At 65.2% G+C, this 14,923-nt stretch carries 14 protein-coding genes; 9 read left to right on the top strand and 5 right to left on the bottom strand.

Features of this window, described 5'->3' with window-relative positions:
• The first annotated feature begins 200 nt into the window (after window positions 1-200).
• Together DM872_RS23105 and DM872_RS23100 are read left to right on the top strand one after the other, a co-directional pair.
• Window positions 201-1,958 carry an FAD-dependent oxidoreductase gene (locus DM872_RS23105; protein ID WP_179061619.1) on the top strand — a complete coding sequence of 586 codons (1,758 nt, stop codon included), beginning with the start codon at window positions 201-203 and terminating at the stop codon, window positions 1,956-1,958.
• A 156-nt stretch (window positions 1,959-2,114) separates the two neighbouring features.
• Window positions 2,115-2,993, top strand: coding sequence for an SDR family NAD(P)-dependent oxidoreductase (locus DM872_RS23100; RefSeq protein ID WP_179061618.1), 879 nt, complete (start codon window positions 2,115-2,117; stop codon window positions 2,991-2,993).
• A gap of 49 nt (window positions 2,994-3,042) precedes the next feature.
• On the opposite strand, the gene DM872_RS23095 is transcribed toward DM872_RS23100, so the two are convergent.
• On the bottom strand, window positions 3,043-3,798 hold the full coding sequence (locus tag DM872_RS23095) for an SDR family NAD(P)-dependent oxidoreductase (RefSeq protein WP_179061617.1): 756 nt from the start codon (window positions 3,796-3,798) through the stop codon (window positions 3,043-3,045).
• 99 nt (window positions 3,799-3,897) lie between these two features.
• Window positions 3,898-4,857 (bottom strand): GlxA family transcriptional regulator, encoded by a 960-nt coding sequence (locus DM872_RS23090; protein ID WP_179061616.1) that lies wholly within the window; start codon window positions 4,855-4,857, stop codon window positions 3,898-3,900.
• Between the two features lie 96 nt (window positions 4,858-4,953).
• On the opposite strand from DM872_RS23090, the gene DM872_RS23085 reads away from it, so the two are divergent.
• The 3 genes from DM872_RS23085 (at window position 4,954) to pbpG (ending at window position 6,915) form a co-directional block, all read left to right on the top strand.
• The gene (locus DM872_RS23085; RefSeq protein WP_179061615.1) at window positions 4,954-5,394 is read left to right on the top strand and encodes a thioesterase family protein; all 441 of its coding nucleotides are present in this window, start codon (window positions 4,954-4,956) and stop codon (window positions 5,392-5,394) included.
• A gap of 12 nt (window positions 5,395-5,406) precedes the next feature.
• Window positions 5,407-5,793 (top strand): DUF488 domain-containing protein, encoded by a 387-nt coding sequence (locus DM872_RS23080; protein WP_179061614.1) that lies wholly within the window; start codon window positions 5,407-5,409, stop codon window positions 5,791-5,793.
• A gap of 177 nt (window positions 5,794-5,970) precedes the next feature.
• Window positions 5,971-6,915 (top strand): D-alanyl-D-alanine endopeptidase, encoded by a 945-nt coding sequence (pbpG, locus tag DM872_RS23075; protein WP_179061613.1) that lies wholly within the window; start codon window positions 5,971-5,973, stop codon window positions 6,913-6,915.
• A gap of 141 nt (window positions 6,916-7,056) precedes the next feature.
• On the opposite strand, the gene DM872_RS23070 is transcribed toward pbpG, so the two are convergent.
• Window positions 7,057-7,986, bottom strand: coding sequence for a LysR family transcriptional regulator (locus DM872_RS23070; RefSeq protein WP_179061612.1), 930 nt, complete (start codon window positions 7,984-7,986; stop codon window positions 7,057-7,059).
• A 120-nt stretch (window positions 7,987-8,106) separates the two neighbouring features.
• On the opposite strand from DM872_RS23070, the gene lysA reads away from it, so the two are divergent.
• Both lysA and zapE read left to right on the top strand, forming a co-directional pair.
• On the top strand, window positions 8,107-9,342 hold the full coding sequence (gene lysA, locus DM872_RS23065) for a diaminopimelate decarboxylase (protein ID WP_179061611.1): 1,236 nt from the start codon (window positions 8,107-8,109) through the stop codon (window positions 9,340-9,342).
• A 174-nt stretch (window positions 9,343-9,516) separates the two neighbouring features.
• Entirely contained in the window at window positions 9,517-10,623 is a 1,107-nt protein-coding gene (gene zapE, locus DM872_RS23060) for a cell division protein ZapE (protein WP_179061610.1), read from the top strand.
• A 9-nt stretch (window positions 10,624-10,632) separates the two neighbouring features.
• Here zapE and DM872_RS23055 read toward each other — a convergent pair whose 3' ends face one another.
• Window positions 10,633-11,118, bottom strand: coding sequence for a GlcG/HbpS family heme-binding protein (locus DM872_RS23055; protein WP_179061609.1), 486 nt, complete (start codon window positions 11,116-11,118; stop codon window positions 10,633-10,635).
• A gap of 195 nt (window positions 11,119-11,313) precedes the next feature.
• Between DM872_RS23055 and DM872_RS23050 the strand changes: the two genes are divergently transcribed.
• Window positions 11,314-13,044: an AMP-binding protein gene (locus tag DM872_RS23050; protein WP_179061608.1), complete on the top strand. Its 1,731-nt coding sequence runs from the start codon at window positions 11,314-11,316 to the stop codon at window positions 13,042-13,044.
• Here the strand turns inward: DM872_RS23050 and DM872_RS23045 are convergent.
• A complete protein-coding gene (locus DM872_RS23045; RefSeq protein WP_179061607.1) occupies window positions 13,022-13,612 on the bottom strand; it encodes a Crp/Fnr family transcriptional regulator in 591 nt (196 codons plus the stop codon). The two genes, DM872_RS23050 and DM872_RS23045, sit on opposite strands and share 23 nt — an antisense overlap.
• Before the next feature lie 169 nt (window positions 13,613-13,781).
• On the opposite strand from DM872_RS23045, the gene DM872_RS23040 reads away from it, so the two are divergent.
• Window positions 13,782-14,201 (top strand): hypothetical protein, encoded by a 420-nt coding sequence (locus tag DM872_RS23040; protein WP_179061815.1) that lies wholly within the window; start codon window positions 13,782-13,784, stop codon window positions 14,199-14,201.
• The last annotated feature ends 722 nt before the right edge of the window (window positions 14,202-14,923 follow it).

Here is a 14,923-nt window from a genome sequence, read left to right as displayed (position 1 = left end):
TCCGCCAGGCCCAAGATTGAGTTGAGTGTGGCGGGGCTGACTATGTGGTCACCGAGAGGGCGCAACATCGTCCGAAAAGACTAAGCGGAACGGCCCGGCACAAGGCGCCTTGCGCTAGTCCCAATGGACGATGTTGCTGCGCGGAGGGCTGTCGAGAATCCGGCTGGATTGCGCAGACAGAACAACAAGGGAGTAACCCGATGAGCGCGAACAGCCTGCAGTGGGACGAGAGTTGCGACGTACTGGTGGTGGGATCGGGAGCCGGCGCCATGACCGCTGCGCTCCGGGCCCGAGACCTCGGTTCGACGGTGCTGGTGGTGGAGAAAAGCGACCGCTATGGCGGCACCTCGGCGGTGTCCGGTGGCGGTATCTGGATACCCTGCAACCACCGCATCGAAGCCCTCGGCGGCGAGGATTCGGCGGAGCAAGCCATTGCCTACATCCGGGCCGTGACCCATGGCGAGATCGACGACGGCCGCATCGAGCAATACGTGGAGCAGGGGCACCAGGTGGTGCGCTATCTCGAAGCCAATTCACGTGTGCGTTTCGAAGCCCAGCCACGCTACGCCGACTACTACCCGGAAGTGCCCGGCGGCAAAGCCGGTTACCGCTCGATGGACCCGCTGCCCTTCGACGCCCGCCTGCTGGGGGACGAGTTCGCCCGCATGCGTGAGCCTTCTCCCGGCACCCTGATGATGGGCCGCATGGCCATGACCATGAAGGAAGCGCAGGTGCTGCTGTGCCGTGGTCCCGGCTGGTTCGGCCTGACCCTGAAGATTCTCTGGCGTTACTGGCGCGACCTGCCGGGGCGCCTGCGCTCGAAGCGCGACCGCTTCCTGACCCTGGGCAACGCCCTGGTCGCCGCCTTGCGCCGCTCCCTGCTGGACCGCGAGGTGCCGCTGTGGCTCAACTGCCGGCTCGAACGCCTGATCGAGGAGGACGGCCGGGTGTTGGGCGCCGAAGTGATCCGCGATGGCCGCCGCCTGCTGATCCGTGCCCGTCGTGGGGTGGTGCTCGGCGCCGGTGGTTTCGAGCGTAACCAGGAGATGCGCGGCCAGTATCATCCGCAGCCGTCCCGCAGCAACTGGAGCGCCACGCCGCCCTATAACACCGGCGACGCCATTCGCGCCGGCCAAGCCCTGGGTGCGGCTACCGCGTTGATGGACCACAGTTGGTGGGCACCGACCACCCATGTCGAGGGCGAGGAAAAGCAGCGCGCGCTGTTCGTCGAACGCACCTTGCCGGGCTGCATCATGGTGGACTCCGCCGGCCAGCGCTTCGTCAATGAAGCCGCGCCGTACACCGACATCGTCTATGCGATGTATCAGCACGACAGCGAAGGCGCTCGCAGTGTGCCTTGCTGGCTGGTGTTCGATGCCGAGTTCCGCCGCAAGTACCCCTGCGGCGCGCTGTTGCCGGGTTACGCGATGCCCGACAGCCGGCTGCCGAAGCACTTGCAGGGTTACTTCCACAAGGCCGACAGCCTGGTGGAGCTGGCGGGCCAGATCGGCGTCGATCCGACCGGGCTATTGCGCACCGTCGAACGCTTCAACCCCATGGCCGAAGCGGGCCGGGATGAAGATTTCCACAAGGGCGACTCGTTGTTCGATCGCTACTACGGCGACCCCACCGTGCAGCCGAACCCCTGCCTGGCGCCGCTGCTGCAGGCGCCTTACTACGCCGTGAAGGTGGACGCCGGCGACATCGGCACCAAGGGCGGCCTGCTCACCGATGTGCACGCCCGAGTGCTGCGGGAGGATGGCAGCCCCATCGCCGGCCTCTATGCCATCGGCAACACCGCCGCTTCGATGATGGGCCGCACCTATCCCGGCGCCGGCTCCACCATCGGCCCGGCCATGGTGTTCGGCTTCCTGGCGGCCGGTCATATCCACGATGCGGAGCAGAACCCTGTAGGGGCGAATTCATTCGCCAAGCAGGCCGCGGGTCTGCCCTCCTGACCGCCAATTTGTAGGAGCTAGCTTGCTAGCGAAAAAGGGGTCATTCGCTGGCAAGCCAGCTCCTACGGGCAATGCAGCTACTTGCAACACTTAATGCTGACTCAGCCAATGAATTCGCCCCCACAACAGAGCAGCCCACTCCAAGGAGTCCATGAGATGACTGCAAACAAACCCCGCATTGCCCTGGTCACCGGTGCCAGCCGTGGCGTCGGCAAGGGCATCGCCATTGCCCTCGGCGCCGCCGGCATGACCGTCTACCTCAGCGGCCGCTCCGGCACCGAAAGCGCCAGCCGCCTGCGTGGCCAGTTGCTGCCCGGCAGTCTCGCCGAAACCGCAGAAGCAGTGACCCGTGCCGGCGGCCAGGGCATAGCCGTGCCCTGCGACCATCGTGACGACGAGCAAGTGCGTGAACTTTTCGCCCGTATCGAACGGGAGCAAGGTCGTCTCGATCTGCTGGTGAACAATGCCGCCTTCCTCCACGAGAACCTGATCGATCCCGGTCCGTTCTGGGAGAAGCCGCTGGAGCTGGTGGACATCCTCGACGTCGGTCTGCGCTCGGCCTACATCGCCAGCTACCATGCGGCACCGTTGCTGGTGAAGAACGGTCACGGTCTGATCGCCTTCGTCTCGTCCTACGGCGCCGGCTGCTACATGCACGGCCCGGCCTATGGCGCGCAGAAGGCGGGTGTGGACAAGTTCGCTGCGGACATGGCGGTGGACTTGGAAGGCACGGGCGTGGGTGCGGTGTCGCTATGGCTGGGGCCGCAACGCACAGAGCGCACCGCCATTGCCGGGGCCGAACGCGCTGACCAGTACGAAGCCTTCCTGGCCGTGGCGGAAACCCCGGAGTTCAACGGCCGGGTGATCCATGCCTTGCTGAACGACCCGCAGCTTTCCAGCCTCTCCGGGCAAACCCTGGTGACGGCGGAGCTGGCGCAGGGTTATGGCATCAGCGAAGCCGAAGGCCGGCAGCCGCCGTCCTACCGCGAGATGCTTGGCAGTCCGCGCCAGCAACATCCAGCGCGGGTGATCTGAGGCAAAGGAGAAAGGGGCGCTTGGTAGCGCCCTTTTTTCGTTCCATCCATCAGCCCCAGTACGCCTGGCCGCCATCCAGAGGGATGGTTGCGCCGGTCATGTAGCGGGCATGGTCGCTGACCAGGAAGGCCACGGTGCGGCCGATATCGTTCTCGCAATCACCGACCCGGCCCAGCGGAATGCTGCGGACGAAGGCTGCGGCTTCTTCCGGGCAGGCTTCCATCCAGCCGCGAAGACCGGGTGACAGGGCGTGGGGGGCGATGACGTTGACGCGGATGCCGTCCGGCCCCCATTCGCAGGCCGCGCCGCGGCTGAGTGCGCGGATGGCTTCCTTGGTGGCGGCGTAATGTCCGTAGCCCGAAGCATCCCAGCGCACGGCGGCGGAGGAGGCCAGGTTGATCACCGCGCCGTCGCCCTTGAGGTGCGGATAACAGGCGCGCATCAACCTCAGGGTTGCCACCGGGCCGGAGTCGAGGCCCTTGCCGAATTCTTCGTCTGTGACGTCCAGGATGCGTCCCAACGGCACGATCTGCGCGTTGTTCACCAGGATATTCAGGCCACCGAAGGCGTCCACCACCTCGCTGACGCAGCGCTCGATATCTCCAGCGTCCATCACGTCGCAGGTCACCGCCAGGGCGCGGCCTCCGCGTTGCGTGATCTGCTCACAGGTCTGTTCCAGCGTGGCCAGGGTGCGCCCGGCCACCGCTACGTGCGCGCCCTCGGCCGCCAGCGCCAGGGCGATCCCCTGGCCTACGCCCTGACCACCGCCCGTCACCAATGCCACCTTGCCTTCCAGCATCTTCATCGGCTGTTTCTCCTGCTCCTCATGGATGGGGTATTGCCGGGGCAAAACTCCCACCCAGGCCGGGAGGTGGCATCGTCCGAGGGGACTAACGCCCGCCACTCAGCCGGCGCGCAGCTCGCGAATACCCTTGCCGAGGCGCTTGCGCAGCAGAGTGCGCAGGGTTACGCCGTCGGCGTAGCCCACCAGCCCGGCCACCTGGTCGACGCTGTGCTCGCTGGTTTTCAGCAGGTGCACGGCGCGTTCGATGCGCAGGTCCTGCACATAAGCGAGGGGCGTCTTGCCCAGCACTTCGTGAATGCGACGGGCGAGGGTGCGCTTGCTGGTGGCCAGCTCGCTGGCTGCGGCATCGAGGTTGAAGCCTTCCGCCAGGCGCTCACGTACCCAGCGGTCGAAGCGTTGCACCAGCGGGTCGGCATGGGCCAGGTGGTCGGATAGGGCATAGGCCGATTGCGACGGCCGCGAGTCGACGATCAGGTAGCGCGCTACCAGGGCGGCAAGCTCCGGGCTGGTCTGGCGGATGAGCCAGAGGGTCAGGTCCAGGTGGCTGAGGGCGGCGCCGGCGGTTACCAGTTGCCCGGAGCTGACGATCATCCGGCCGGCATCCAGTTGCACCTGTGGATAACGTTGCCGGAACAGCGGTGTCAGCCACCAGGTGGTAGTGGCCTCATGGCCGTCCAGCAAGCCGGTTTCCGCCAACACGAAGGTGCCGATGCAGGCCGCGGCGATGCGCGCACCGCCTTCGGCCCAGCCGCGCAGGGTGGCGACCGCATCGGCGACATCGGGACGCGCCAGGGCCTGTTGCAACGGGTCGGGCATCTTGTAGCCCATGGCCGGGACAATCACCCATTCCGGCATCGGGCAATCCATGGCTGGACGCACAGGAACGCCGAAACCCAGGGAGCTTTTCACGTGCGGCCGTACCCCCGCGAGGGCCACCTCGAACTGCGGGCAGGGCAGGTTATGCAGAGCGGCCAGTTCGTTGGCGGTGGTCAATGCATCGAGGACGGTGGCCAGGCCGGTATCGAACACCCCTTCGAGGGCGAGGACGGTGATCTTCATGGCGAGATCGCTACCAAAGTTGTCAATCGCGCCAGTATGGCAAAGGGACTTTGGGCCATAAAGTGAGCCCCACACCCCTTGCTGCGGAGACTCCTCATGTATCAGAAGACCCTTATCGCCGGTTGGGGCGACATGGACTTCAACTCCCACATGCGCAACACCGCCTACCTCGACAAGTCCGCCGACGTGCGCATGATGTACTTCGCCGATCGCGGCTTCCCCATGTCGGAGTTCCGCCGCCTGCGCCTGGGACCGGTGGTCATGAAGGACGAGATCGAGTACTTCCGCGAATTCCACCTGCTGGACGAAATGGACATCAGCATGCGCTTGTCCGGCCTGTCCGAGGACGGCAGCCGGATGATGCTGCGCAACGAGTTCTATCGCGGCGGGACCCTGGCTGCGCGGGTGACCTCCACCGCCGGCTGGTTCGACCTGGAGCAACGCAAGCTGGTGGTTCCTCCGCCCGCCCTGCTGGAGGCACTTCAGGCCCTGGAAGAGAGTGAGGACTTCCGCGTGCTGCCCGGCAGCAGCCGCTGAGGAGGAGGGGAGATGAGCATCAGCATCGTCAAACTGGGCACTCCACGAGCCGCCGATGAAGGGTTGCGCATCGGCACCGTGCGCCGGCCGCCACGGGGTGTACCCAAGGCCGAGTTCGCCAGCCGTGACTACTACGACACCTGGCTGCCATTGCTGGCTCCGAGTGCCGAGCTGATGGCCGAGGGCAAGGCCGCTGAAAGCGACGTCGATTGGGCGCGCTTTGCCAAGCGCTATCGCGCCGAGATGGAGGGCGGGGAAGGGGCCCGGGTGCTGGACCTGCTGTCAGCGCTTTCCCACAGCAGCCATTTCGCGGTGGGTTGCTACTGCGAAGATGAGGCACGTTGCCATCGTTCCGTGCTGCGTCAATTGCTGGCTGAGCGCGGAGCCTCGATTCGCTGACTCCCGCGCCGATTTTCGCCGCGCATTCCCCTCTGGCGATCATTCGACCAAAGGCGCAAAATCGCGCCCCGACGACAGAAGGCGCTGAGTATTCAGCGCCTTCGTTCCTATACTTCTACGGTATAGGTCCTACTCTTCATTTCTCTCTTTTCCTTCATCTTTGTTACTGGACGCATCGTGAAAATTCGCAGTTCGATCGCCAAACTGTTCGTTCTCGGTTCCTGCCTGTTCGTTCTTGCAGGCTCACCCGTTCAAGCTCAGGAGGCGCCACTGCCGGTTCGCGACCCGGCACAGCTGCACCTGGCTTCCGGCAGCGTGATGCTGCTGGACCTGAATACCGACAAGATCCTGTATTCCCGAAATTCCAATCTGGTTGCCCCCATCGCCTCGGTGACCAAGCTGATGACCGCCATGGTGGTGCTGGACGCCAAGCAGCCGATGGACGAGATCATCACCGTGACCATCCGCGACAACCCGGACATGAAAGGGGTGTATTCGCGGGTACGCGTGGGCAGCCAGGTGAATCGCCACGACATGCTGCTGATGACCCTGATGTCCTCGGAAAACCGTGCCGCCACCGCTTTGGCCACGGCGTATCCGGGCGGCTACCCGGCCTTTATCAAGGCGATGAACGCCAAGGCCCGCGCCATCGGCATGAGCAACACCCGCTATGTCGAACCCACCGGTCTGTCGCTGCACAACGTGTCCAGCGCCCACGACCTTGTGCTGCTGCTCAAGGAAGCGCGCAAGTACCCGATGCTGAGCCAGCTCAGCACGACCCCGGAAAAGACCATCACCTTCGTCAAACCGCGCTACAGCCTGGGCTTTCGCAACACCAACAACCTGGTGCGCAAGCCTGGCTGGAGCATCCAGGTGACCAAGACCGGCTTTACCGACGAAGCCGGCCACTGCCTGGTGATGCTGACCCAGATGAACGGCCGTCCGGTGGCCATGGTGCTGCTGGATGCCTTCGGCAAGTACACCCACGTGGCCGACGCCACGCGCATGCGCCGCTGGCTGGAAACCGGCAAGAGCGGCCCGGTCCCCGCGGCGGCGAAGAACTACCGCCAGTACAGGGACAACCAGATTCGCCAGGCGACGGTGCAGAACAGCGCGCAGTGAGGAGTGGGGCAGGCGCGACGGCCTGCTTGGCGAATGAATTGGCCAGAGCCTTGTAGGAGCTAGCTTGCTAGCGAAAAGCGACCATTCGCTGGCAAGCCAGCTCCTACGGACGAACCGGCTTCCCGGTGCGCGTGGCGCACCCTACGGAATGAGTCCGCGCAATCGGGATTCCAGCCTTTCCAGGAATCCCGCCGCCACATCCTTCAACACGTCCTCCGCCTCATCCACCAGTGCCGAGGACGGACGATACTCCGGCCGGATCAACTGCACGCGGAACGGAATCGAGGTTCGCAGACGGCGTATCTGCAACCCACGCCCAGCTTCGTCCAGCGCACTCAGTGGGTTGACGATGGCCAGGCCGAGCCCTTGGCGAACGAGGGCGCAGAGCGACGCGGCGGTGCTGGTTTCCACCACCATGCGGCGTTCCACTCCGGCGGCGAGGAAGTGGGCGTCCAGGCTCTGTCGGTAGATATCCAGGCCGGACAGGCTGATGAATGGACGACCCTGGAAGTCCGCCAGCGCCAGTTCGGGTCTGGCCAGCAGTTCGTGACCTTCCGGCAGCACACAGACCATATCCGCAGCGAATAGCGTCGAACCTCGGGTGCCACGGGGCAACAGGTCGGTTTCCGACAGGCCCAGGTCATGCCGCTGGCCGCTCAGGGATTCCTCCAGCAGCGGGGACTCCTGGGCGCTGATGGACAGGCGCACGCCGGGGTGGCGTTCGAGGAAGGCCTGGCAGAACCCTGGCAGCAAGGTCTGGGCAAAGACCGGAAGGCCGGTGATGGCCAGTTGTCCCTGGTCGAAGCGGCGGATGGCCTGGGCCGCACCAACGATGCGTTCCAGACCGGCGTAGGAGCGCTGCACCTCGTCGAATAGCGCCAGTCCCTGGGCGGTGGGAGACAGTCGTCCCCCTTCGCGATCGAACAGGCGGAATCCCAGCAAATGCTCGAAGCGGGCCAGTTCGCGGCTCACGGTGGGCTGCGACGTGAAGAGCAGGCGTGCGGCGCCGGTGGCGCTGCCGGCGGTCATCACGGCGCGGAAGACTTCTATATGGCGGATGGAAAGATCCATAGGGCGCTCGGAAACGGGAGTCGAAACATATCAATAATGAATGGTGTGCGCACAAATTGGTATTTTATTGAATTGATTCGCTTCTCCATCATGGCGCCATCCTGAATTCCGGAGGCCGCCATGCGCCCGAACATTCCCGCCGCCACCCTCGCCAATCTCGTCCGTGAACACGGCACCCCGCTGTGGTGCTACGACGCCGCGGTGATCCGTGAGCGCATCGCCCAGCTCGAGGGATTCGACGTCATTCGCTTCGCTCAGAAGGCCTGCTCCAACCTGAGCATCCTGCGCCTGATGCGTGAAGAGGGCGTGCAGGTGGACGCGGTATCCCTCGGCGAAATCGAGCGCGCACTGCTGGCCGGCTATTCGCCCAAGGGCGAGCCGGCGGGCGTGGTGCTGACCTGCGACCTGCTCGACCGTGCCACCCTGCAACGCGCCGTGGAGCTGGGCATCGAGGTGAACGTCGGCTCCATCGACATGCTCACCCAGCTCGGCCAGGCCAGTCCGGGCCATCGCGTCTGGCTGCGCATCAACCCTGGCTTCGGCCACGGCCATAGCCAGAAGACCAACACCGGCGGCGAGAACAGCAAGCACGGCATCTGGCACAGCCAGCTGGACGCTGCGATGGCGGTGATCCGTAAATATGGCCTGGTGCTGGTCGGCCTGCACATGCACATCGGCTCCGGCGTGGATTACAGCCACCTGGAAGAGGTCTGCGGTGCGATGGTCGGCGCGGTGCGCGACCTGGGCTGCGACCTGGAAGCCATCTCCGCTGGCGGCGGCCTGTCCATTCCCTATCGCCAGGGTGACCCGGTGGTGGATATCCCGCGTTACGCCGAACTGTGGAACCAGGCTCGCCGCGACATCGAAGGCATCGTTGGGCACCCGGTACGCCTGGAGCTGGAGCCTGGCCGTTTCCTGGTGGCCGAGTCCGGCTGCCTGCTCAGCGAAGTGCGTGCGGTGAAGGATGTGGGCAACAACCACTTCATCCTCGTCGACGCCGGCTTCAACGACCTGATGCGTCCGTCCATGTATGGCAGCTTCCACGACATGAGCCTGCTGGATGACGCCGGCAACCCGGTCAGCGCGCCGCAGCGTCCGACGGTGGTCGCCGGCCCGCTGTGCGAATCCGGTGACGTCTTCACCCAGCACGACGGTGGCCTGGTGGCCCCGCGCGCGCTGCCGGCAGCCCAGGTCGGCAACCTGCTGCTGATCCATGACACCGGCGCCTATGGTGCGTCCATGTCCTCCAACTACAACAGCCGGCCGCTGCTGCCGGAGGTGCTGGTGGATGGCAACGAAACCCGCCTGATCCGCCGTCGCCAGCCGCTGGCCGACCTGTTGGCGCTGGAGCTGTAGGAGCGTCAAATCCAGTGGGGGCGAATTTATTCGCTAAGGGCCACTTCGTGGCCCCTTGGAAGTCGGCAAGGCGGACCTGCGGTCCGCTCAGCGATTGAAATCGCCCCCACAATCACTGCAGTGGGCAGGCCCGTCCGCTTGCTTCCTGCCATCCAACCCGCACAATGCGGCGCCATGACCTTCGATTCCCCACTCGCCGCCTACCGCCATGCCCTGGAGCAGGGCGGTTTTCTGCCGGACGCGGCCCAGCGCCACGCGGTCGATTGCCTGCAGGCCTGCCATGAGGCGCTGCACCATGCGGGCGAGGTGACTGGCGTCTATCTCTGGGGGCCGGTAGGGCGCGGCAAGACCTGGCTGATGGACCGCTTTCACCAGAGCTTGCGGGTTCCGGCACGGCGCCAGCATTTCCATCACTTCATGCGCTGGGTCCACCAGCGGCTGTTCCAGCTCACCGGCACGCCTGAACCGTTGCAGGCCCTGGCCCGTGAACTGGCGCAAGAGGTGCGGGTGTTGTGCTTCGACGAGTTGTTCGTCAACGATATCGGCGACGCGATGCTGCTGGGCCGCCTGCTGCGGGCGATGTTCGACGAAGGCGTGGCCATGGTCGCCACGTCCAATCAGCCACCGCAGCAACTCTATGCCGATGGCTTCAACCGCGAACGTTTCCAGCCGGCCATCGACGCCATCGAGCGACACATGCAGGTCGTGGCGGTGGACGGCGGTGAGGACCATCGCCTGCACCCTGGTACGGCTCATCAGCGCTACTGGGTGGCCGAGCCCGGCGAGCCTGCCGTCCTTGCGGAAGTCTTCGAGCGGCTGGCAGCGGGGCAGGGCAGTTCCGACGAGCCGGTGGAGCTTGGCCATCGCCCGGTGCCCGTGGTGCGCCAATGCGCGGCGGCGGTCTGGTTCCGCTATGAAGACCTTTGCCAGCAACCGCTGGCGGCCCTGGATTTCATCGCCCTGTGCGACCGCTTCCCGGCGATTCTGCTCGGGGATGTGCCGAACCTGAGTGCTTCTCGCCGCGAGGGACGCATTGCGCGTGGTACCGAAGATGGCGCCGAACGGGTGGAAGCCGGCGACCGCGAGTTGCCGCAGTTATCGGTGCATGATGACGGCGTACGCCGCTTCATTGCGCTGGTGGACGAGTGCTACGACCGCCGGGTGCCGCTTTACCTGGAGGCGGCCGTGGCCATGGACCGCCTCTATACCGAGGGCTACCTGGAGTTCCCCTTCCGCCGCACCTTGAGCCGGCTGAAGGAGATGCAATTGGCGCGGTTCTGAGCTGCGGCCCTACTTGAGCTGATCCTTCACCGCTTCCAGACCGGCGTTGGCGCATTCTTCATCCAGATGCCCACCCGGCGCGCCGCCCACGCCCACGGCGCCGATCACCTCGTCGCCGACCTTCACCGGAACGCCGCCGCCCACGACCAGGAAACCGTCGATCATCGGCAGGTACTGCGCGGCGGGATTCTTCTGCACGTTCTCCAGCATCTCGGTGGTGCTGCGTTTGGTCGAGGCGGCGGTGTAGGCCTTGCGCCGGGCGGAGTCGAGAGTATGCGGGCCAGCCTTGTCGGTGCGGAGGATGGCGCGCACACCGCCGGCGCGATCAACCACTGCGGCCGTGACGTTGTAGCCCTTGGCGGTGCAGGCTTGCACCGTGGCATTGGCGATTTCGCTGGCGATCTTGAGGGTCATGTTCTTTTCGCTGGCGACCTCGGCATGGGCACTGAGGCAGGCGGCGAGGCTGCCCAGGACGAGGTACTGGAGTGGTTTCATGGCGGGGTTCTCCTGTCGCGGCACGCGTGAAGCCTTTGCCTTCGGCCGGGAGACAGGGACGGCGAAACGATGTCGCCAGCCAGGCGCTGGCCGTGGCTTACAAGCCTAGCCAGCCTTCTTAACATTTGTTAATGCCGCCTGTGCGGCGGCCCCCAAGAATCGGCGCACAACAACGCGCAGGTCCAGGAGGCCGCCATGTCCAGCCAGGTTCCCACCACCGTCTACGAACTGTTGCAGGCCTCGGCCGCCGCTCACCCGGAGCGTACGGCACTGACCTTTATCCACAGCCTCGGGGCGGAGATTGGCGAGCAGGACCTGAGCTATGCGGCGTTCTTCGCCCAGCTCAATCGCAGCGCGCGGATGCTGCTGGACCTGGCCGGCACGCCGAGGCCGGTGATCACCCTGCTGCTGCCGAACACTCCGCAGAGCCAATGCCTGCTCTGGGCCGCCACCAGCATCGGCATCGCCAACCCGATCAACCCGCTGCTGAATGAAGAAGCCCTGGCCAGCCTGATGGAAAAGGCCGGCACGGATCTGGTGGTGGCACTGGGTCCGGTGCCCGGCTCCGACCTGTGGCAGAAGGCGCTGGGTGCTTCGCAGCGATTGCCGAAACGTCCCAGGTGCGTGTCGGTCGTGGTGGAGGGGGGAGCGTTCTTCTACGACTCCTTGCTCGAACGCTATTCCGGTGCGGCCCTGGAGCCGGCTCTGCTGCCGGGGCCCGATGATAGTGCCGCCTACTTCCACACCGGCGGCACCACCGGGGTGCCCAAGCTCGCCCGGCAGACCCATGCGAACCAGGTAGCTGCCGCTTGCGCCTACCGCGCCTGCGTGCAGGCCGGCCCCGAGGATGTGGCACTGAATGGCCTGCCGATCTTCCATGTGGCCGGTGCCCTGGTGAACAGCCTGGGTGGCCTGGCCAGCGGGTTGCGCATGTTGCTGCCGACGCTGGGTGGCTTCCGCAATCCGGAGGTGATCCGCCAGCACTGGCGTCTGGTCGAGCAGTACGGCATCACCCTCAGTGGCGGCATTCCCACCTCGGTCGCGGCGATGCTGGAGGTCTCCATTGGAGGGCACGACATCGGCAGCCTTCGCTTCATGCTTTCCGGCGGCGCCCCGGTGCCGTCGGCCCTGTGCGAGAAGGTAAAGGAACTGATCGGACTGGAGCTGTACCAGGCCTATGGCATGACGGAATGCAGCGGGGTGATTGCCTTGCCCAACCTGGCCCACCCAGCCATTCCGGGCAGCGCCGGGCATGTGGCGGCGCCGATCGAGGTGCGGATCGACGGCGGGGAAGTCTGCGTGCGCGGCCCCACGGTGTTCCCCGGCTACCTGGGCCAGGAGCGGTCGCCGCTGGAAGATGGCTGGCTGCGCAGCGGCGATCTGGGGCACCTGGACGGCAACGGCAATCTGTTCATCACCGGGCGCGCCAAGGACCTGATCATCCGCAGCGGCCACAATATCGATCCGGCGCTGATCGAGAATTGTCTGGAAAGCCATCCGGCCGTCTCCATGGCTGCCGCAGTGGGCATGCCCGACGAGTACGCCGGCGAACTGCCGGTGGTGTTCGTGCAGTTGCGTCAGGGCCAGACGGCTAGCCTCGATGAGTTGCAGCAGTTCGCGTTCGAGCGCATCGCCGAGCGTCCGGCCTGCCCGAAACGGGTGTTCCTGGTGGATGCCCTGCCGGTGACGGTGGTGGGGAAGATCTTCAAGCAGACGCTGCGGGAGCTGGCGGCGGCCAGCGCCTATCGCGAACGGGTTGGCGGCGCCTGCCCGGCATTGGATTGCGAGGTGGTCCAGGGCGCCGATGGCAGCCTGTGGATAAGCCTGGCGAATGTACCGGCCGAGCAGCGTGAGTTCTGCATGCAGAGCGCCGAGGCGCTGGGGCTGCAGGTGCGCGAGTTGCTCAGCCCGCCCGTTTGCGCTTGACCCGTGAGAAGGACACCGGGTCCATCCCCAGGTAGCTGGCCAGATGGTATTGAGGCACCCGATCCAGCAGCCAGGGCTCGTTCTCCAGCAACCACTGGTAGCGCTGCTCCACATTGCGGGTGAGCAGCAGCGCTTCGCGGTCTTCGTTGCGCAGCATGATCTGCCGAACCATCAGGTGCTGCATCTGCAGCAGCTGCGGGAAGCGTTCGCCGTACTGGTCCTGTATCGCCAGGGGCAGGCTCGCCAGCCGACACCTTTCCACAGCGGCGATGTTGTAGGTGCAGGGCTGCTGTTTGAGGTAGGCGCTGAGGGAGCCGATCAGCTGACCTTCGCGGAAGAAGGTCTTGTTCCACTGGCGGCCCTCTGGTGACAGGTAGTAGTAGCGCGCCACGCCGGAGAGAATCACGTAGAAGTGGGTGGGACGTTCGCCTGCGCGGATGATCAGTTGCTCATGCTCGTAGTCGCGCAGCTTGAGCGCCTGCATCAGGCACTCCTGCAGCGCCGGGTCAGTCATGCCGTGGGCGTTGAAGATTTCCTGCAGTTGGGCCTGGATGTCGGCGGGAATCATTTGGGATTGGCCTGGGGGGTATTGGATTCATCTAAGCACAGGCGAGCGCTCGGCTCCCAATCCGCAATTGCCCGCCGCTTCCGCGTGCCTGAAACTAGACTCCTTTTTTCTGCCCCAACCAAGAAGGAACTCTCCCGTGTCCCCACGCCAACAAGACAGCTGGGCCCAGATCTGCCTGGCCGCCGGCCTCGACCCGGAAAAGCGCCTGGCTGCCCGCGAGGCCGTGCTGGGCCATGCCGATGCCCTGGAGTGCTCGCTCTATCGTCCCGACGAAAACGACCTCGACGCCGAAGAAGAAGACCTGGGCGATGCGCGCATCCTCTTCACCGGCCCCTTCCAGGCGCCGGCCGAATGGAGCGCGCAGGACCGTGAGGATTATTTCGGCGATATCGATCCCGCCTCGTTCGTCACGGCGTTGATCGAGTGCCAGGCCGATCCGGCGACGCGTGATTTCTTCCTCGCCGATGCCGGTGACTTCGTCGCGGTGGTCGCCGCCTCCGGCGAGGTACAGATGTTCTACCTCTACGACTGCACCGAAGACGACAGCGGCATGCACTGTGTGCTGGTGCGGGAAGACGAAGACGTCTGAGTTCCGCTGCCTACCCTGTAGGTTGTGTCTGAGCTATGCGAAGCCCAACGGTGCGGACCTGATACGCCGCCACGTTGGGCTTCGCTGCGCTCTGACCAACCTACGGAAAAGCGCCTGGCGCGTAGCGTGGATTCTGGGTGAACCACGAATGGTGGGCCGGTGAAGCGTGGTCCCCCTGTAGGTTGTGTCTGAGCTACGCGAAGCCCAACAGTGCGGACCTGATACGGCGCCACGTTGGGCTTCGCTGCGCTCTGACCAACCTACGGAAATGTGCCTGGCGCGTAGCGTGGATTCTGGGTGAACCACGAATGGTGGGCCGGTGAAGCGTGGTCCCCCTGTAGGTTGTGTCTGAGCTACGCGAAGCCCAACGGTGCGGACCTGATACGCCGCCACGTTGGGCTTCGCTGCGCTCTGACCAACCTACGGAAATGTGCCTGGCGAGTAGCGTGGATTCTGGGTGAACCACGGATGGTGGGCCGGTGAAGCGTGGTCCCCCTGTAGGTTGTGGCTGAGCTACGCGAAGCCCAACGGTGCGGACTTGATACGGCGCCATGTTGGGCTTCGCTGCGCTCTGCCCAACCTACGGAAAAGCGCCTGGCGCGTAGGGTGGATTCTGGGTGAACCACGAATGGTGGGCCGGTGAAGCGTGGTCCCCCTGTAGGTTGCGTCTGAGCTACGCGAAGCCCAACAATGCGGGCCTGATACAGCGCCACGTTGGGCTT

Origin of the sequence: Pseudomonas taiwanensis (assembly GCF_013393345.1) — a bacterium.
GTDB lineage: Bacteria > Pseudomonadota > Gammaproteobacteria > Pseudomonadales > Pseudomonadaceae > Metapseudomonas > Metapseudomonas resinovorans_C.
Note: the sequence above shows the minus strand (reverse complement) of the source record. Positions and strands in the feature narration are given on the sequence as shown.